Annotated in this window: 17 protein-coding genes; 9 read left to right on the forward strand and 8 right to left on the reverse strand. The window is 68.9% G+C overall.

Annotation, left to right across the window (positions count from 1 at the left end):
- Positions 1–35: 35 nt before the first annotated feature.
- Both NNI01S_RS32060 and NNI01S_RS32065 read left to right on the forward strand, forming a co-directional pair.
- The gene (locus tag NNI01S_RS32060; RefSeq protein WP_063025156.1) at positions 36–929 is read left to right on the forward strand and encodes a helix-turn-helix domain-containing protein; all 894 of its coding nucleotides are present in this window, start codon (positions 36–38) and stop codon (positions 927–929) included.
- Positions 926–1,135, forward strand: coding sequence for a DUF397 domain-containing protein (locus NNI01S_RS32065; protein ID WP_063025158.1), 210 nt, complete (start codon positions 926–928; stop codon positions 1,133–1,135). Before NNI01S_RS32060 ends, NNI01S_RS32065 begins: the two co-directional genes overlap by 4 nt.
- Positions 1,136–1,234: 99 nt before the next feature.
- Here the strand turns inward: NNI01S_RS32065 and NNI01S_RS32070 are convergent, their stop codons facing one another.
- Positions 1,235–2,431: a Cmx/CmrA family chloramphenicol efflux MFS transporter gene (locus tag NNI01S_RS32070; protein WP_063025160.1), complete on the reverse strand. Its 1,197-nt coding sequence runs from the start codon at positions 2,429–2,431 to the stop codon at positions 1,235–1,237.
- Positions 2,432–2,503: 72 nt separating this feature from the next.
- Complete coding sequence (locus NNI01S_RS32075; protein ID WP_063025162.1) at positions 2,504–3,076, reverse strand: TetR/AcrR family transcriptional regulator; 573 nt, start codon at positions 3,074–3,076, stop codon at positions 2,504–2,506.
- 160 nt (positions 3,077–3,236) lie between these two features.
- On the opposite strand from NNI01S_RS32075, the gene NNI01S_RS32080 reads away from it, so the two are divergent.
- Positions 3,237–3,638, forward strand: a complete 402-nt coding sequence (locus tag NNI01S_RS32080; protein ID WP_063025163.1) for a PPC domain-containing protein — start codon at positions 3,237–3,239, stop codon at positions 3,636–3,638.
- Between the two features lie 3 nt (positions 3,639–3,641).
- Here the strand turns inward: NNI01S_RS32080 and NNI01S_RS32085 are convergent, their stop codons facing one another.
- On the reverse strand, positions 3,642–4,259 hold the full coding sequence (locus tag NNI01S_RS32085; protein ID WP_063025164.1) for a class I SAM-dependent methyltransferase: 618 nt from the start codon (positions 4,257–4,259) through the stop codon (positions 3,642–3,644).
- Between the two features lie 334 nt (positions 4,260–4,593).
- On the opposite strand from NNI01S_RS32085, the gene treZ reads away from it, so the two are divergent.
- Together treZ and NNI01S_RS32100 are read left to right on the forward strand one after the other, a co-directional pair.
- Complete coding sequence (gene treZ / locus NNI01S_RS32095) at positions 4,594–6,336, forward strand: malto-oligosyltrehalose trehalohydrolase (RefSeq protein WP_063025166.1); 1,743 nt, start codon at positions 4,594–4,596, stop codon at positions 6,334–6,336.
- Between the two features lie 110 nt (positions 6,337–6,446).
- On the forward strand, positions 6,447–7,697 hold the full coding sequence (locus tag NNI01S_RS32100) for a serine hydrolase domain-containing protein (RefSeq protein ID WP_063025168.1): 1,251 nt from the start codon (positions 6,447–6,449) through the stop codon (positions 7,695–7,697).
- 228 nt (positions 7,698–7,925) lie between these two features.
- On the opposite strand, the gene ilvA is transcribed toward NNI01S_RS32100, so the two are convergent.
- Positions 7,926–9,281 (reverse strand): threonine ammonia-lyase IlvA, encoded by a 1,356-nt coding sequence (gene ilvA / locus NNI01S_RS32105; protein WP_063025184.1) that lies wholly within the window; start codon positions 9,279–9,281, stop codon positions 7,926–7,928.
- Positions 9,282–9,356: 75 nt separating this feature from the next.
- A complete protein-coding gene (locus NNI01S_RS32110; RefSeq protein WP_063025170.1) occupies positions 9,357–9,791 on the reverse strand; it encodes a nitroreductase family deazaflavin-dependent oxidoreductase in 435 nt (144 codons plus the stop codon).
- Between the two features lie 87 nt (positions 9,792–9,878).
- Here NNI01S_RS32110 and NNI01S_RS32115 point away from each other — a divergent pair, with 87 nt between their 5' ends.
- Both NNI01S_RS32115 and NNI01S_RS32120 read left to right on the forward strand, forming a co-directional pair.
- Positions 9,879–10,112 (forward strand): hypothetical protein, encoded by a 234-nt coding sequence (locus NNI01S_RS32115; protein ID WP_063025172.1) that lies wholly within the window; start codon positions 9,879–9,881, stop codon positions 10,110–10,112.
- 93 nt (positions 10,113–10,205) lie between these two features.
- A complete protein-coding gene (locus NNI01S_RS32120; protein ID WP_084489461.1) occupies positions 10,206–11,417 on the forward strand; it encodes a T6SS phospholipase effector Tle1-like catalytic domain-containing protein in 1,212 nt (403 codons plus the stop codon).
- Here NNI01S_RS32120 and treY read toward each other — a convergent pair.
- Positions 11,403–13,811, reverse strand: a complete 2,409-nt coding sequence (gene treY / locus NNI01S_RS32125) for a malto-oligosyltrehalose synthase (RefSeq protein ID WP_063025186.1) — start codon at positions 13,809–13,811, stop codon at positions 11,403–11,405. The two genes, NNI01S_RS32120 and treY, sit on opposite strands and share 15 nt — an antisense overlap.
- A 35-nt stretch (positions 13,812–13,846) precedes the next feature.
- Positions 13,847–15,967, reverse strand: coding sequence for a glycogen debranching protein GlgX (gene glgX / locus NNI01S_RS32130; RefSeq protein ID WP_063025174.1), 2,121 nt, complete (start codon positions 15,965–15,967; stop codon positions 13,847–13,849).
- Between the two features lie 283 nt (positions 15,968–16,250).
- Here glgX and NNI01S_RS36635 point away from each other — a divergent pair, with 283 nt between their 5' ends.
- Positions 16,251–16,388 (forward strand): tetratricopeptide repeat protein, encoded by a 138-nt coding sequence (locus NNI01S_RS36635; RefSeq protein ID WP_357990084.1) that lies wholly within the window; start codon positions 16,251–16,253, stop codon positions 16,386–16,388.
- A 154-nt stretch (positions 16,389–16,542) separates the two neighbouring features.
- A complete protein-coding gene (locus NNI01S_RS32135; protein ID WP_063025176.1) occupies positions 16,543–17,103 on the forward strand; it encodes a recombinase family protein in 561 nt (186 codons plus the stop codon).
- Positions 17,104–17,119: 16 nt separating this feature from the next.
- Here the strand turns inward: NNI01S_RS32135 and NNI01S_RS32140 are convergent.
- The coding region (locus NNI01S_RS32140; protein WP_157115139.1) for a tetratricopeptide repeat protein at positions 17,120–17,326 on the reverse strand (207 nt) is incomplete at its 5' end.

Genomic DNA, 17,326 nt, shown 5'->3' on the forward strand with positions numbered 1-17,326 from the left:
GGCCGTTTCGGACCGAGCAGGGGAAAAGGGGAGCGATGGGGAAGGACGATCAGCCTGGTTCGACATTGCCGCGTCGGCAGCTCGGGCGGGCATTGCGGGAGGCGCGAGAAGGTGCAGGGTTCACGCTCGAGCGCGCCGCTCAGCTCATGGAGATGGGCAAGACCTCGGTCGGCAGGATCGAGAAGGGGCAGAACGACAAGGTCAGGCTGCGTGACGTGGAGGCGTTCGGCAAGTTGTACGGGCTCGACGTGGAACAGATCGAGCAGCTGAAAGCCCTTGCGCAGCAGACGCCTACGAAATCGTGGTGGCAGGCGTCGCGCAACCTGATTGTGCCTGGTTTCAACACATATCTCGGGCTTGAAACCGGCGCCTCAGGAATTTCTATGTACCAACCGCTTGTTGTTCCAGGTCTACTGCAAGTAGCGGATTACGCTCGAGTGATCGAGCGGCCGTATCTTCCGAATGACACCCAGGAGGATATCGAACGCCGCGTAGCACTGCGGTTGCGGCGGGCGGCAATCTTGACGAGGCGAACCAGCCCTGTAAAGGCTGAGTTTGTGGTGCACGAGGGAGTTCTGCATACGATCGTGGGATCGCGCGCGGTCATGGCTGCGCAACATCGGCATATGGCAGACATGAGCACGCTCCCGAACGTCACCGTGCGGATACTTCCTTTCACGGCTGGGTTTCCGGGCGACTGCGTTCCCGTACTGCCCTACATCATGCTCGATTTTCCAGTGCACGGCCCTGGGGCCGGTGCCGAGCCCTCGGTCATCTACGCCGAAAACAACACCGGGGTAATGTTTTTCGAAGACGACGGCGACGTTCAGCGCTACCGAAGCATTCACGAAACGATTCGGTGCGCCGCGCTGGAGGAACAAGCGTCGAGAGATCTGCTCCGGCAGGTGGCAAGGAGATATGAACAGTGACCATCGACCTATCCGACTCTAAATGGTTCAAGTCGACACATAGCGGCACGGCGAACGAGTGCGTCGAAGTTGCTTGGCTCGAGGCCGGGCACGTCGGCGTTCGCGATTCGAAGAACCCGACCGGCCCGGCGTTGACCTTCGCGCCGGGCCAGTGGGATGCCTTCGCGGCCGGGATCCGTGGCGGGGAGTTCGACCGACCGGCGTGAACGGGTTTCCACGCCGGACAACAGCGGCCCTGCGCCCGATCTGTTACGTCAAGCCAGGCCCGCTTAAGTCAAGCCAGGCCCGCTGCCTGTGGGGGGGAGTTATCCCACGTCGGCCAGCACCGGGGCAGGCGCGGCGGCCGACGCTCGCGCTTCCTCCTTGCGATGCAGAGCATGGCTGCCCGCCACCACGCCGAGTGCGGCCACGCCGAGAACTACGCCGATCCACGCGACCGCCGGGTAGCCGAGGCCCGCGCCGATGGCGAGGCCGCCGAGCCAGGGGCCTGTGGTGATGCCGATGTTGAAGGCGGAGATGTTGGTGGCCCCCGCCAGGGTGGGCGCGTCGCCCGCGAGGGTGAAGACGCGGCTGTTGAGGGTCGGGTTGATGCCGAAGCCGAACGCGCCCAACAGGAACGACAGCAGCACGACGGGCACGGTGTGTTCCATGGTGAGGGCGAGCAGGGCGGAGGTGAGCACGCCGCCGGTGATGCCGACGGACAGGCTGGTGAGCGGGCGAGTGTCGGCGGTGCGCCCACCGAGGACGATGCCGAGTAACGCGCCGAGCCCGTAGATGCCGAGCACCGCCGGAATCCAGCCGTCCGCCATGCCGGTGGTGCGCGACAGTAGAGCGCCGAGGTAGGCGAAGGTGACCATCAGCGCGGCGATGGAGAGCGCGGTGGTGGCGTACGACAGCCACAGCGCGGGACGCGTCATCGTCCGCAGTTCGGTGCGCAGCGGCGGCGGCGCGTCGGTCCGTCCGCCGGGAATCTTCGCCAGCACGCCGATCCCGGCCGCCGCGGACAGCAGCGCGACCGCCCAGAACGCCGCCCGCCAGCCCAGCTGCTGTCCGATCACGGTGCCCGCCGGGAGCCCGATGATGATGGCCAGGGTGAGCCCGCCCGCGACGATGCTCATCGCCTTGCCGCGCGCGGTGGCGGGCACCAGGCCGATCGCGGTCGTCGCCGCGACCGCCCAGAACCCGGCGTAGACGAACGCGCCGACCACCCGGGTCGCGAACAGCACCCAGTAGTCGGAGGTCAGGGCCCCGACGACGTGGGCGGCGACGAACACCGCGAGGAAGGCCAGCAGTGCGGTGCGCCGCGACCAGCGCAGCGTCGCCACCGCCAGCACCGGCGCGCCCACCAGCATGCCCAGGGCGAACCCCGAGATGAGCAGGCCCGCGCGCGGCACGGAGACGCCCAGGTCTGCGGCCATCTCGGTGAGCAGGCCCGCGAGCATCAGCTCCGAGGTGCCCTGGGCGAAGATCGACAGACCCAGGACGTAGATCGCCACGGGCATCGGTACCTCCTTGTTTTGTACTGATCTATCCAAAATGAGGGCGCGGCAAAGCCGTCGCCGGAGCGAAAAGGTTCACAGGGCGTCGAGGGCGGTGGTCGCGATGGCGGCCAGCGTCTCGCGGTCCGCACCGCCGCGCGCGGCCACTCGCATACCGCTGATCGTGGCGATCACGAAGTGGGCCAGCGTGCGCGGATCCTTGTCGGGTGCGATCTCGCCCGCGCGCCGGGCGCTGTCGAAGACGTCGGTGAGCGCGGCCAGCCGCCGTTCGTGGTCGGCGGCGAGAACGCGGGCCAGCTCGGGATCGCGCGGGGCGAGTTCGATCATCGAGTTGACGACGAGGCAGCCGAGCGGGTCCTCGTCGGAGGCGTCGACGATCTGCCACAGCAGGGCGTGGATCTTGGCGTGCACCTCGGTCCGGCTGTCGAGCAGATCGAAGGTCGCGGCGTTCTTCGTCGTCATGTAGCGGCGCAGGGCGCGGCCGAACAGGTCGCGCTTGCTGGTGAAGGTGTTGTAGATGCTGCTGCGGCCCAGTCCGGTGGCGGCGCAGAGGTCTTCGGTGGAGGTCGCCTCGTATCCCGTGCGCCAGAAGGCGTGCATCGCCGCGTCCACCGCGCGGTCCTCGTCGAACGATCTGGGTCGTGGCATGGGTTCACGCTAACACAGTTTTGAACAGATCGTTCCAATATACTGAGCGGCGGCCCGCGACCTGCGGTGTTCGAAAGTCCAAGCGTCTGTTAAGCATCCGATAGGCGGGAACGCGGACAGTTCTGGAGCACGTCGTCCAGTCCAGGAAACGAGGATCACCATGCACACCATCCTGCGCACCCTGCGCCTGCTCGTACTCGGCGTCACGCTGTTCGTGCCCGCGTTCGCCGTCGCGGCGGCCGGGGCAGGCGCGGCGAACGCGGGCTCGGTCTACGAGATCGAGTTCCCGCCCGGGAGCGATCACACGTCGGTCGACGGAGCGGTCGTTCGCGGCGACGCCGCCACCTTCGCGTTCGAGGCGCGGGCCGGGCAGAGCTTGACCCTCGACCTCACCTCCGTCGAGGGCAATGCGCGGTTCACCACCAGCGGCCCGGACGGTCGCGTCCTGTGCGCGGAGCAGACCTGGAGCCGGATCACGTTGCCGAAGAGCGGCTACTACATCATTTCGGTGGAGCCGAGCCGTGGCAACGCGACGTACACCTTGTCGGTGCGCATCGTCTGATCGTCAGGGCGACACCGCGACGCCGAGGGTCTGGGCGACCAGGAAGCGGGGAGCGTGCTCCCCGTAGAACGACTCGGCGTCGCGGATCTCGAAACCGGCGCCTGTGACCAGGCCGCGAATGTCGCGGTTCAGGTGGCAGCCGCCGAACAGTCGTTTCTGGACCGGATTCAGCCGGTTCTGCCACACCCGCACCTTGTCGTCCGGCGCGAGCCCGTGCTCGACGAAGTGCAGGGTTCCGCCGGGGACGAGCACCCGGCGCACCTCGGCCAGCGCGGCGGCGATGTCGGGAATGGTGCACATCGTCCACGTCGACAGCGCGCAGTCGAAGGTGTCGTCCGGGAAGGGCAGCGCCTGCCCGTCCAGTCCGGCCCGCTCGATCGGCACGGTGGTGGCGGCGACGCGCTCGCTCGCCAGCCGCCAGCCGAGGTCGGCGGGTTCGACCGCACGCACCGACTCGATCGTCGCCGGGTAGAACGGTACGTTCAGCCCCGAACCGAAGCCGACTTCCACGACCCGCCCGTGCAGTCCGGCGCACGCCCGCTCGCGCAGTGGATCCAGGTCCCGCATCGCGCAGGCCAGGTTGACGATCCGGGGGACCACGTGCTCCGCATAGACGCCCACGGCTCCACTCTTGCAGGCATCGCGCGTTCGAGCCAGTGCCCCGTGGCTCAGCCCGACGAGTTCGTGTGCTGGTCGCGCTCGGCCAGGAGGTCAGCGGCATAGGCAGGCTGGGCATGGTCCCTGAGTCGGCCGCAGCGCTCGAGGACACCCCAGCGCACTCGACGGCCACCACCCTGACCGTCGGGGACACCTCGGTCCAGCCCCTGGCGTTGTCGCAGTGGTTGCGCGGAAAGTTCAGACCGTCGGCCGCGTCATCGGGAACCGCCCGTGCCGCTATCTCCGAGGCCGGTGTCCGTATCCGGCGGGGCGGGCGTGCCCGTGCGATGCTGGCGCGGTGACTGTGTTCGAGGTGTGGGCGCCGCGGCCGGAGGCGGTGCGACTGGATCTGGAGGGTGTCGTCCACTCGATGACTCGGTCGCCGGACGGGTGGTGGCGCACCGACGTTCCGGCCGCGAGCGGGGCCAGGTACGGCTTCCTGCTCGACGACGACCCGGCCGTCCTGCCCGATCCCCGCTCCCCGCGCCAGCCCGACGGGGTGCACGCCCGCTCGGCGCTGCACACCCTCGATCCGGCGGGGTGGACCGATGCGCACTGGACCGGGCGGACGCAGGCCGGGGCGGTCTATTACGAGCTGCACATCGGGACGTTCACTCCCGAGGGCACCTTCGACGCCGCGATCGAACGGCTCGACCATCTGGTCGCGCTGGGCGTCACCGTGGTGGAAGTGATGCCGGTGAACGCCTTCGACGGCACGCACAATTGGGGCTACGACGGCGTGCTCTGGTACGCGGTGCAGGAGAGCTACGGCGGGCCCGACGGTTTGCAGCGGTTCGTCAACGCCTGCCATCTGCGTGGACTGGCGGTCTGCCTGGACGTGGTCTACAACCATCTCGGCCCGTCCGGCAACTACCTGCCGCGCTTCGCGCCCTACCTGACCGAGGGCCGCAACACCTGGGGACAGAGCCTCAACCTGGACGGCCCGCACTCCGATCATGTGCGCGAGCACATCCTCGGCAACGCGTTGCGCTGGTTGCGGGATTTCCACATCGACGCCCTGCGCCTGGACGCGGTGCACGCGCTGGTCGACCGCACGGCCACGCACCTGCTTGCTGAACTGTCGGTCGCCGTCGAGCGGCTGGCCACCCATGTCCGCAGGCCGCTGACGCTGATCGCGGAGAGCGACCTGAACGATCCGAAGCTGATCACCCCGCGCGCGGCCGGCGGCTACGGCCTGACCGCCCAGTGGAACGACGACCTGCACCACGCCGTGCACACGGCCGTCTCCGGCGAACGGCAGGGCTACTACGCCGACTTCGGGTCCCTGCGCTGCCTGGCCCGCACCCTGAAGCACGGCTTCTTCCATGCCGCAACGTATTCCAGTTTCCGTGGCCGCACGCACGGCCGCCCGATCGACCGGAGCCTGATCCCGGGCAGCGCGCTGCTGGCCTACACCTGCGATCACGACCAGATCGGCAACCGGGCGCTCGGCGACCGTCCGAGCGCCTACCTGACCGACGGGCAGCTGGCGATCAAAGCGGCCCTAGTGCTGTGCGGGCCGTTCACGCCGATGCTGTTCATGGGGGAGGAGTGGGGGGCGCGCACGCCGTTCCAGTTCTTCACTTCGCACACCGATCCAGAGGTCGCCGCCGCCACCGCATCCGGGCGCAAGAAGGAGTTCGCCGCCCATGGCTGGCCCGCGGGCGAGGTGCCGGACCCGCAGGACGTGAAGACGTTCCTGCGCTCCAAGCTCGACTGGACCGAAGCCGACGAGCCGAAGCACGCCCGGCTGCTGTCCTGCTATCGCGCCCTGCTCGCCCTGCGCCGCGACCGGGCGGAGCTCAGTGACCCCTGGCTGACCCACGTCTCGGTGGACTACGACGAGGCCGCCCGGTGGATCGTCGTGCACCGGGGCACGCTGGCTCTGGTGTGCAACCTCGGCGAGGATCCGGTGGCGGTGCCGATCGCGGGCATACCGCTGCTGTCCTGGGAATCGCCGACGATCGGCCCTTCCGCCACAACCGTTCCCGGCCACTCGTTCGCCCTGCTGGAAACGGCGTTGCCGAGCCCGCTCCGATAGCCTGGAATCCCAGCTCGGGCCCGGCTTTCCGGCCTTTGCCGGATAACGGGCGTACAACTGTCCGAGACAGGTACTTTGCCGGAATCGTCCCATGCCATTACCGTGGAAAGATGAGCAACGTCGCTTCCGGGGACCTTGCGGTTCTTCCCCCGGGGATGGGTGGCAGCGCCGCCGCCGAATTCGCACCGTTCGTGCGCGCTTTCGCACGGGCGTTCGGCAATCGCCGGGGTGCGGGCGCGGCGTTCACGCTGCACCGGCACGGAGAGCCGCTGGTGGACATCTGGGTCGGCTCGGGCGGTGCCGCTCCGTGGACCAGGGACACCGGCACGATCATCTTCTCGGCCACCAAGGGAATCGCCGCCACCGTCGTGCATCGTCTCGCCGATCGCGGGTTGCTCGACTACTCCGCCCCGGTCGCGGAGTACTGGCCGGAGTTCGGCGCCAACGGCAAGCGCAAGATCACCGTGCGCCAGTTGCTCACCCACCGGGCGGGACTGTCCGCGCTGGCCCCGATCGCCACCGGCGGCCTGGCCGACGTGCTCGACCACGAACTCATGGAACAGCGCCTGGCCGCCGCGAAGCCGGACCGCTCGCTCGGCGTTCCGACCTACCACGCGCTCACCTTCGGCTGGCTGGTCGGGGGCCTGACGCGCGCGATCACCGGCACCAGCCTGGCCGAGCTGTTCCAAACCGAGGTCGCCGAGCCGCTCGGCATCGACGGCCTGTATCTCGGAAAGCCACCGGCCGGTGCGGCGATCACCTACGCACCGCTGGCGGGCACCCAGCTGAGCATGCTCGGAAAGCCGCTGGGGGCCGCCGTTCTCGGCCGCAGCCACCGGATCCCCGGCGCGCTCGGCGCCGCCGCCCGCTGCCTGTTCCTGCCCGGCCTGGAAGCCATCCTCGAGGGCGCGAGCCCGCCGATCCTGGAAACCGAACTCGGCGCGGGCAACGGTGTGTGCACCGCGCCCGCGCTGGCCACGATGTACGGCGCGCTCGCGGGCGACGGCACCGTGGCAGGGAGCGAGTATCTCGGTCGCCGCACCATGAAGGCGCTGCGCCGCGTCGAGACCTACCAGCCCGACCGTGCGCTGTTCTACCTGCCGATGATGTGGCGGCTGGGCTACCACTCGCTGCCGGCGCCGGGCGCCCACGCCGGGTTCGGGCACATCGGCCTCGGCGGCTCGTTCGGCTGGGCCGAACCCCGGCTCGGCCTGTCGGTCGGCTTCGTGCACAACCGGCTGTCCGCCGCGCAGCTCAGCTACGACCAGACGGTGGCGTTCTGGCTGTTGCCGCTCATGATGAACTGCCTGCGCTCTTCCCGGCGCCGGATACCGGCCACGGAGACGCCAAAGGCGGCCTGAGGCCCCGCCGTGCTGCCCCAGGAGGCCCCGGCGCACCGGTGGGTGACGGCCGACGTGGCGTGACGTCCTCGATACGCCGGTGGCGTGATGTCTCGAGTGGCCGGTACCGGCGGCGTGACGTCCGAGGGCGTGGGGCATCCGGTACCGGCGGCGTGATGTTCGTGAGGCCGGACGCGACCGGTACCGGCGGTGCAGACCCTGACACGGCCTGGCGCTCCGGGTTCCGGGTCAGGTCAGGTAGCGATACGCCGGGGAATCGGGCTCCAGGCGCTCGCACTGGATCGGGGAATGCCGCATCCGCTCCAGCAGCGGCGCCAGCCCGTCCGGCGCGCCGAGTTCGATGCCGACCAGCGCCGCGCCCGTCTCCCGGTTGTTGCGCTTGACGTACTCGAACAGGGTGATGTCGTCGTCCGGGCCGAGCACCTCGTTCAGGAAACGGCGCAGCGCGCCGGGTTCCTGCGGGAAATCCACCAGGAAGTAGTGCTTGAGGCCGCTGTGCACGAGCGAGCGCTCGATGATCTCGCCGTAGCGGGACACGTCGTTGTTGCCGCCGGACACCAGGCACACCACCGTGGAGCCCGGCTCCACAGTGATCTCCGCCAGCGCCGTGGTGGTGAGCGCGCCGGCGGGCTCGGCGATGATGCCCTCGTTCTGGTACAGGTCGAGCATGGTCGTGCAGATCGCGCCCTCGTCGACCTGCATCATCTGGAAAGCGCCCGCGCCCCGCGGGGATTCGGTGGTGGTGAGCAACGGCAGCGAGGCGTGCGAGACCACCCGTCCGCCGAAACCGGACACCGCGGCGTACGGGACGCCGCCGACCCGGCGCACCGCGGCGCCGTCGACGAACGGATCGATCTCCGGCAGCGTGACCGGCCCGCCCGCCACCAGGGCCGCGGTCATCGAGGCCGCGCCCGCGGGCTCCACGCCGAGGATGGCGCTGCGCGGGGAGCGCGCCCGCAGGTAGGTGCCGATACCGGCCAGGCAGCCGCCGCCGCCGACCGGCACGATCACCAGGTCGGGGGTGGTGGGCAGCTGCTCCAGGATCTCCGCGGCGATGGTGCCCTGACCGGCCGCGGTGCGCGTGTCGTCGAACGGCGGCACCATGGTCGCGCCGGTGCGTTCGACGTCGGCGGCGGCCGCCGCGGCGGCGGCGTCGTAGGTCTCGCCGACCGCGATCAGCTCGACGAACTCGCCGCCGTGCACGCGGATGCGGTCACGCTTCTGCTTCGGCGTCGTGGTCGGCACGTAGATGCGGCCCTTGATACCCATGGCCTGACAGGCGAACGCGACGCCCTGCGCGTGGTTGCCCGCGCTGGCAGCGACCACGCCCGCGGCGCGCTCGTCCTCGGTCAGCTGGACCACCAGGTTGTAGGCGCCGCGCAGCTTGTAGGAGCGCACCGGGCTGAGGTCTTCGCGCTTCAGATAGACGTTCGCCCCGGTCAGCTTGGACAGCCGCTCGCTGCGCTGGAGCGGGGTCGGATCAATGACGTCGGCAATTCGCTTGTGGGCAGCATCGATCTCGTCCGCGGTCAGCGCGGGGCGAGAAGCGGACAATGCGTCGAGGACATCAAGCGGATTGGACACCCGAATCATGGTGCCACCCGCCGCCGCGGTGACCTGCGGCGGGTGGCGGTGACACGCTGGCTACCTGCGCAGGAGCTACCTGGGGGTGAGGACGAAGACGGGGATCTGACGGTCGGTCTTGGTCTGGTAGTTCGCGTAGTCCGGCCACACCTCGACCGCGCGCTCCCACCACTGCGCCTTCTCCTCGCCGAAGACCTCGCGCGCGGTGTAATCCTTCTTGACCGTGCCGTCGCGCAGCTCGACGTGCGGTTCGGCCTTGATGTTGTGGTACCAGACGGGGTGCTTCGGCGCGCCGCCCAACGAGGCGACCACGGCGTACTCGCCGTCGTGCTCCACCCGCATCAGCGGGGTCTTGCGCAGCTTGCCGGTCTTCGCGCCTTTGGTGGTGAGCAGGATGATCGGCTTGCCTTGCAAGGTCGCGCCCTCGGTGCCGCCGGAGTTCTCGTACTTCTCGGCTTGCTCACGGGCCCAGTCGGATGTGCTCGGTTCGTATTCACCTGTCAATGGCATGTCTGCGGCAACGCCGCAGCGATTCGCTGTGTTCCCTGCGGCAAAAGTTCGCTGGCCCGAACTTCCGATTCCGACTACCCTGAGGAGATGGCGGTCGTTCACTCCTCGGCGCGCGGCACCACGATCGACATCGCGGGCTCCGCGTGGCCGGCCTACAAGCTCGACGCGCTGGTCGTCGGGCTGGTGACCTGCCTCGTCCTGGTTCTCATCACGGGCTCGCTGCAGATCGCGGTACTCGCCGCGGCGGCGCTCGGCGCGGCGCGGTGGCTGATCGGCATGGCGCTCTCGGGTATCGACGAGCGGTCCGGCGGCACGCCCTGACTCGCCCGCATTAACGCTTTCGCCTCCCGCGCGATGAATTCGAGTAGTCGAGTACGCGGGTTTCGGTGGGATACCAGCGGGAGGATCAGTGCCATGAAACGCCTGATTGTGTGTTGCGACGGCACCTGGAAGGCCGAATCGAGCAGCACGGTTTCTAACATTGTCAAAATCGCGCAGACGATCCGGTTCGACGCGCCGGGGCCCGCGGGAGAGAAGATCCAGCAGTGGGTCACCTACGTCTCCGGTCCGGGCGCGCGCGGCTTCCTCAGCGATCGCCTGATGGGCGGCGCCTTCGGCCTCGGTCTCGAGGCGAACTTGTCGTCCGCTTACTGGCATCTCGCCTTGAACTGGGAGAAGGGCGACGAGATCTACATCTTCGGCTTCAGTCGCGGCGCCTTCACCGCACGTAGCCTGGCCGGCCTGATCAGCCGCATCGGGATCATGACCCCGGAGGCGATGATCGAGGGCAAGTATCCGGAGGGCTTGCGCATCTACCGGCAGCGCCCGCCCGCGCCCACACCCGAAGACCCGGACCCGGCCGAGCCGAGGGAGTGGCAGGAATTCCGCCGGAAGCACTGCAGGCGAGCGAAGATCGATTTCCTCGGCGTGTTCGACACCGTCGGCGCGCTGGGCGTCCCCGGCGTCACCTCGCTGCGCCACCGCTTCCACGATGTCAAGCTCTCGCGCCATGTGCACTGCGCCCGCCAGGCGCTGGCCATCGACGAGCGGCGGCGCAACTTCGAACCGTCCCTGTGGGAGGTGCCGGTCGAACCGACCGTGAAGTACCGGCGCGGGTTCGAGCGGGTCAAGCAGGTGTGGTTCCCCGGCGTGCACAGCGATATCGGTGGCGGCTACGCCGAATGCGGTCTGTCCGACGCGACCTTGCAGTGGATGGTCCGCGAGGCCGAGTCGGTCGGTCTGGCCTTCGATCGCGACCGGCTGGCCGCGCTGTCGAAGCGCTGCGACACCACCAACGGCGATCACATGCGGCTGCACGATTCGCTCAGCATCGGCTACCGCATTCTGAATGTCCTTCGCACGGTGCGCAATCCGCGCAGCCGCCGCTTCCACTGGGATTCCTGGCGGCGGATCGCCACGCCCACCGACCAGGGCGTCCGGTTGGCGGTCAGTACGCAGGACGCGCTGGACTACCATCCCGCGAACCTGCGGCGCTGGCGCGAAGAGCTGGGCGGCGTGATCCCGGAGACGACCTTCGAGCAGGTGCGCGGCGTGTTCGCGAAGGAACTCGAGCGGGTGGCCGTGCCTGCCGCTGTGCCCGCGCTGGAACTTTCAGCGCACCAGTAGGGCGACGGGCAGCCTGCCGAACATCTTCTCCAGCCTCGCCCGGCCCTGGAAGGTGTGCCCGGTCAGCCGATCGGTCCAGCTGCCCGCGGGCAGGTCGATAAACGTGTCGCCCCACCCGGTCTCGGCCAGGCTCACGCTGTGGCGGGTGGCGGCGACGATGACCTCGGGCGCCTCGCCCACCCGACCGCGGGCGTAGGACACCACCTTGCTCGCGTGATCGCCGGTCGCGAACAGCGGCCGGTAGGCGCCGCCGACGAAACAGTCGGGACGTTCGCGGCGCAGCCACAGCGCATAGGCGACGATCCACATCTTCGCCGCGCCGGTGGTGTCCAGCGCCGGTGTGCCGGTGAGTGATTGCAGCATGCCCGCGCGGGCGGCGAAGTCCACCGGCCTGCGGTTGTCCGGGTCGACGAGGGAGTCCTCCCACAGTTCACAGCCCTGGTACACGTCCGGGATGCCCGGCCCGCACAGCTGCAGCAGTTTCTGCGACAGCGCGTCCGACCAGGCGTGCGGGGCCAGCTCGTGCACCAGGTCGCCGAGTTCGGAGCCGACGGGCCCGTCGATCACCGTGTCCAGCCAGGCGTGCACGGCGGTCTCGAACTCGGCGTCCGGCTCCTCCCATGAGGTCTTGGTGTTGGCCTCGCGCATCGCCTTCTCGGCGAACGCGTGCAGCCGTTCGCGCAGGCCGGGCACCGAGGCGGCGGGCCTGCCGTCCGCGGGCCACACGCCGAACATGTTCTGCAGCAGGAACAGCGCCGTCGCGCCGTCCGGCGCCGGGGCGGTCTCCAGCCAGGCGTCGACGTTGCGCGCCCAGGTCTCCGCGGCCTGGGACAGGACGCCGATGCGGGCGCGCACGTCCTCGCCGCGTTTGGTGTCGTGGGTGGACAGCGTCGTCAGGGTCGCGGGCCACAGCTGCGCGCGCTGGCTCATGGACAGGTGGAACTCGTTGAGCGAGTGGCCGAAACGCGCCGGGTTGCCGCCGACCTCCTGCAACGAGACCAGCCGCGCGGCCTGATAGAACATGGTGTCCTCGACCGCCTTCGCGGTCACCGCGCCGCAGACCTGGCTGAAGCGCACCGCCGCGGCCCCGTCGGCGGCCAGCGCCGCGACCAGGACCGCCAGCGGCGCGGTGAGCTCGCTGTTGCGCTTCTCCACCTCGGCGATCACCGCACCCGCCATCCCGGCCAGCGGCGCGTAATCGGCCCGGTACACCGGCATGAACGCCAGCACTTCGATGGTGGCGTTGGTCAGCGCCATGGTGTCGAAGCTCTCGGCGTTCGCGTCCTGTTTGATCGCGGCCACCAGCCGCCGGATCTCCGGCGTCAGAATGGTCTCCGCGACCGCGCGCTTGATCCGGTGCTCGGTCTCGCCGATCCAGGCGCGGTCGCTGCCGTGCCCGGCGACCCGGCGCGAGAGTTCGGTGAGCGCGTGCTCGCCGCGCGGATCGATCAGCACGCCGCCGAAGTCGGCCAGCGCCTCGTAGCCGGTGGTGCCGTCGATCGGCAGGGTCGCGTCCAGGGGCTCGCGGTTGGCCAGGATCTTCTCCACCAGCAGCAGCCGGTGCGGGCCGATCAGCCTGCGCAGCCGGGTCAGGTAGCCGGCGGGATCGGCCAGGCCGTCGGGATGGTCGATCCGCACGCCGTCGATCAGGTCGTGCTCGCACCAGGCGGCGAGTTCACGGTGGGTGAGCTCGAAGACCTCGGGGTTCTCCTGCCGGATCGCGGCCAGGCTGCTGACCGCGAAGAACCGCCGGTAGGTGCACAACCCGGCCTTCCAGCTCACCAGCCGGTAGTGCTGTTTGTCGTGGATGCGCAGGGCGTTGTCGCCGTCGGTGCCCGGCGCGATCGGGAAACGCAGATCGTGCAGCGCGAGCATGGGTTCGGCGCCGGAGCGGTCCACGGTCAAGGCGGCCGGGTCGTTCTCGCTCTGCAGCACCGGCAGCGCCAACCGGCCGCCCGCGCCGTTGCCCGGGCTCCAATCGATGTCGAAGTACGGCGCGAACCGCGACTCCTGGCCGTTCCGCAGGACGTCCCACCACCAGGCGTTCTGCTGCGGATCGGCCACGCCGACGTGATTGGGCACCAGGTCCACGATCAGGCCCATGCCGCGGCTGCGCACTTCGTCGGCGAGGGCCTTGAGCCCGGTCGGGCCGCCGAGCGCAGCGGAGACCGTGGTCGGGTCGGTGACGTCGTAACCGTGCGTCGAACCGTGCGTCGCGGTCAGGATCGGCGAGAGGTACAGGTGCGAGATGCCCAGCTGCTGCAGGTATTCGGCGATGGCGCGCGCCTCGGCGAAGGTCAGCGCGTCCGGGCGCAGCTGTAGCCGGTAGGCGCTGCGGATCGTGGTCTGGCGGGCGGGTTCGCGTCGCAGGGATACCGGGTCGGTCACGTGCATCTCGGTGGAATCGGGTGCGTTCATCGGCATTCGGGTCAGGCGGCCAGGCGGAGGACGAGGAGACAGCGAGCTTCGACGGTGACGGTGGCGCCCCCGGGGTGCCCGGCGTCGGCCAGGCCGGTCGGCGTCGAGCAGTCCAGTGCCACCGACCATTCCGTTCCGTCGCCGGTGCGCGGTAGCACGAAATCGATAGCCGCGTCGTGGGCGTTGAAACACAGCAGGAACGAATCGTCGGTGATCCGCTCGCCGCGCGGGCCGGGCTCGGGGATCGCGTCGCCGTTGAGGTAGACCGCCAGCGACTTGCCGAATCCGCTGTCCCAGTCCGCTGCGGTCATCTCCTCCCCGGAGGGGGTGAGCCAGGCGATGTCGCGAGCATTGTCCGCCGACCGGATCGGCCCGCCCGCGAAGAAGCGGCGGCGGCGGAAGACGGGGTGCTCGGTACGCAACGCCACCACCGCGCGGGTGAATTCGAGCAGCTCGGCGTTCTCCTCCCGCAGGGACCAGTCCATCCAGGCCAGCGGCGAGTCCTGGCAGTAGACGTTGTTGTTGCCGTGCTGGGTGCGGCCCATCTCGTCGCCGTGCGCGAGCATGGGCACCCCCTGGCTGAGCATCAGCGTCGCCAGCAGGTTGCGGCTCTGCCGGGCGCGCAGGGCGAGGATGGCGGGATCGTCGGTCGGGCCTTCGGCGCCGCAGTTCCACGAGCGGTTCCAGCTCTCGCCGTCGCGGTTGTCCTCGCCGTTGGCCTCGTTGTGTTTCTCGTTGTAGGACACCAGGTCGCGCAACGTGAAACCGTCATGCGCGGTGACGAAGTTGATGCTGGCGCTCGGTCTGCGGCCGGTGGCCTCATACAGGTCCGAGGAGCCGGTGAGCCGGGAGGCGAATTCGCCCAGCGCCGCCGGTTCGCCGCGCCAGTAGTCGCGCACGGTGTCGCGGTATTTGCCGTTCCACTCCGTCCACAGGCCGGGGAAGTTGCCCACCTGGTAGCCGCCCTCGCCGACGTCCCACGGTTCGGCGATCAGCTTGACCTGGCTCACCACCGGGTCCTGCTGCACCAGGTCGAAGAAGGTCGAGAGGCGGTCCACGTCGTGCAGTTCCCGTGCCAGCGTCGCGGCCAGATCGAAGCGGAAGCCGTCGACGTGCATCTCCAGAATCCAGTAGCGCAGCGAGTCCATGATCAGCTGCAGGGTGTGCGGGTGGCGCACGTTGAGGCTGTTGCCGGTGCCCGTGTAATCCATGTAGTGCGAGGGATCGTCGTCGACCAACCGGTAGTAGGCGGCGTTGTCGATGCCGCGGAAGCCGAGCGTCGGGCCGCGGTGGTTGCCCTCGGCGGTGTGGTTGTAGACCACGTCGAGGATCACCTCGATGCCTTCGGCGTGCAGCGCGCGCACCATCGCCTTGAACTCGGTGACCGCCGACCCGGCGCGGTCCATCGTCGCGTACTCGTTGTGCGGCGCGAGGTAGCCGAAACTGTTGTAGCCCCAGTAGTTCCGCAGCCCCTGATCCAGCAGGACGCGATCGTGCAGGAACTGGTGCACCGGCATCAGTTCGATCGCGGTGACGCCCAATCCCTTCAGATGGCCGACGATCGCGGGGTGCGCGATGCCGGAGTAGGTGCCACGCAACTCCTCCGGCACCTCCGGATGGGTCATCGTCATGCCCTTGACGTGTGCCTCGTAGATCACCGTCTCGTGGTATGGGCGGTTGGGCGCGCGGTCGGCGCCCCAGTCGAAGTACGGGTTGATCACCACGCCGGTCATGGTGTGGCCGCGCGAGTCCAGCCCGTAGGTGTAGAGCGAGGGATGACCGTCGAACGCGCCGTCGAAGGCCTTGCCGTACGGATCGAGCAGCAACTTGCTCGGATCGCAGCGCAAGCCGCGGTCGGGGTCGTACGGGCCGTGCACGCGGAATCCGTACCGCTGACCAGGGTCGATCGCGGGCAGATAGGCATGCCAGACGTAGCCGTCGACCTCGTCGAGCGCGATCCGGGTCTCGGCGCCGTCCCCGTCGATCAGGCAGAGTTCGACCGCGTCGGCAACCTCCGAGAACACCGAGAAATTGGTGCCCGCGCCGTCGTAGGTGGCCCCGAGGGGATAGGCGGTGCCGGGCCAGACACCCAGTGGTGTCGCGTCGCCGGGCGCTGCGTCGGGCTGAGCCATGGCAACGACAGTAGCGTCAGCCGGGCGTTCTGCTGTGCGGGTGGTTGTGGCCGATCGGATCGGGCGAGGTCGGCGGGGTATTCCCGCCAGCGGCGGCGGTGGCCGAGAAGTATCGCGAGGTGCGCCGTGCCGCCGAGTGCGGCACGTTGCAGGAAGGCCGGGACACCGGCCAGGCAACCGTCCTGGTAGCGCCAGAGCAGGGCGAGGACGAGCGGGATCCTTCGGCACCGACCACCCGAACACCCTGACGTTTCGCAGCAATCTCGCCTTCGCCTACTAATCGGTGGGCCGGGCAGGGGAGGCGATCCAGCTGTACGAGCAGGTCCTCGCTGACGCCGATCGGGTTCTCGGACCCGACCACCAGCTCACCGCGATCGTTCGCAACAAGTTCGCCCAAGCCCTGTTTCCTCGCACGGGCTGATTCGCTCAATCGTCCACCTGAGGTACACCCCAGCACCACGGTCGTGACCGGGCCGGAAGGCGTCAGAATAGAGTCCAATACTCTATTTATTGACACATGTCCGCTGGATTCTTAGACTTCAACTTGACATTTCAAGTGGGCGCAGAGATCAGTTATGCGTGTCGGCTATATAAGGGTGAGCACGGTCGACCAGAACACCGTCCGGCAGCTCGACGGGATCGACGTCGAACGCACCTTCACCGACAAGGCCTCCGGCAAGGACACCGCACGCCCACAGCTGGACGAGCTGATCGCGTTCGTCCGCGAAGGCGACACCGTGATCGTGCACTCCATGGACCGCCTCGCCCGCAACCTCGATGACCTTCGCCGGTTGGTGCGCACACTGACCGGCAAGGGCGTACGGGTGGAGTTCGTCAAGGAGTCGCTGACCTTCACTGGGGAGGACTCGCCGATGGCGAACCTGCTGCTGAGCGTGATGGGTGCCTTCGCCGAGTTCGAACGCGCCCTCATCCTCGAGCGCCAGCGCGAGGGCATCGCCGCGGCCAAGGCCCGCGGCGCCTACACCGGGCGCAAACCTGCCCTCACCACCGAACAAGCCCACGCGCTACGCGCACGGGCCGCATCGGGGGAGCGAAAGTCCATACTGGCGAGAGAATTCGGGGTCAGTCGCGAAACTGTCTACAGCTACCTGCGCGCGGGCACCGCACCAGCCTGACTCAACACGTCGCATGTCACTGATCGCTGCCGTCCGCTGGAACTCCATCATCCGAACCACGCAGGGAAGCGAGATTATCGCGGGTGACCAGGGTGTCGGGGTGGTGGGGGCCGAGGATCCGCTCGGAGTCGGTGAGGGTCCGCTCGTAGAGCGGGATCGCTTCCGCGGTCCGGCCTGCCGAGGCGTAGGCGCTGGCGAGGTTGGCACGAGAGAGCAGGGTGCT

It is taken from the genome of Nocardia niwae NBRC 108934 = DSM 45340, assembly GCF_001613465.1.
Taxonomy (GTDB): Bacteria; Actinomycetota; Actinomycetes; order Mycobacteriales; family Mycobacteriaceae; genus Nocardia; species Nocardia niwae.

Excerpts from the sequence above, each read along its gene's own strand:
- NNI01S_RS32060 (WP_063025156.1), top strand. The coding sequence starts at position 36 with ATGGGGAAGGACGATCAGCCTGGTTCGACATTGCCGCGTCGGCAGCTC.
- NNI01S_RS32070 (WP_063025160.1), bottom strand. The coding sequence starts at position 2,431 with ATGCCCGTGGCGATCTACGTCCTGGGTCTGTCGATCTTCGCCCAGGGC.
- NNI01S_RS32075 (WP_063025162.1), bottom strand. The coding sequence starts at position 3,076 with ATGCCACGACCCAGATCGTTCGACGAGGACCGCGCGGTGGACGCGGCG.
- NNI01S_RS32080 (WP_063025163.1), top strand. The coding sequence starts at position 3,237 with ATGCACACCATCCTGCGCACCCTGCGCCTGCTCGTACTCGGCGTCACG.
- NNI01S_RS32100 (WP_063025168.1), top strand. The coding sequence starts at position 6,447 with ATGAGCAACGTCGCTTCCGGGGACCTTGCGGTTCTTCCCCCGGGGATG.
- NNI01S_RS32110 (WP_063025170.1), bottom strand. The coding sequence starts at position 9,791 with ATGCCATTGACAGGTGAATACGAACCGAGCACATCCGACTGGGCCCGT.
- NNI01S_RS32115 (WP_063025172.1), top strand. The coding sequence starts at position 9,879 with ATGGCGGTCGTTCACTCCTCGGCGCGCGGCACCACGATCGACATCGCG.
- NNI01S_RS32120 (WP_084489461.1), top strand. The coding sequence starts at position 10,206 with ATGAAACGCCTGATTGTGTGTTGCGACGGCACCTGGAAGGCCGAATCG.
- treY (WP_063025186.1), bottom strand. The coding sequence starts at position 13,811 with ATGCACGTGACCGACCCGGTATCCCTGCGACGCGAACCCGCCCGCCAG.
- glgX (WP_063025174.1), bottom strand. The coding sequence starts at position 15,967 with ATGGCTCAGCCCGACGCAGCGCCCGGCGACGCGACACCACTGGGTGTC.
- NNI01S_RS32135 (WP_063025176.1), top strand. The coding sequence starts at position 16,543 with ATGCGTGTCGGCTATATAAGGGTGAGCACGGTCGACCAGAACACCGTC.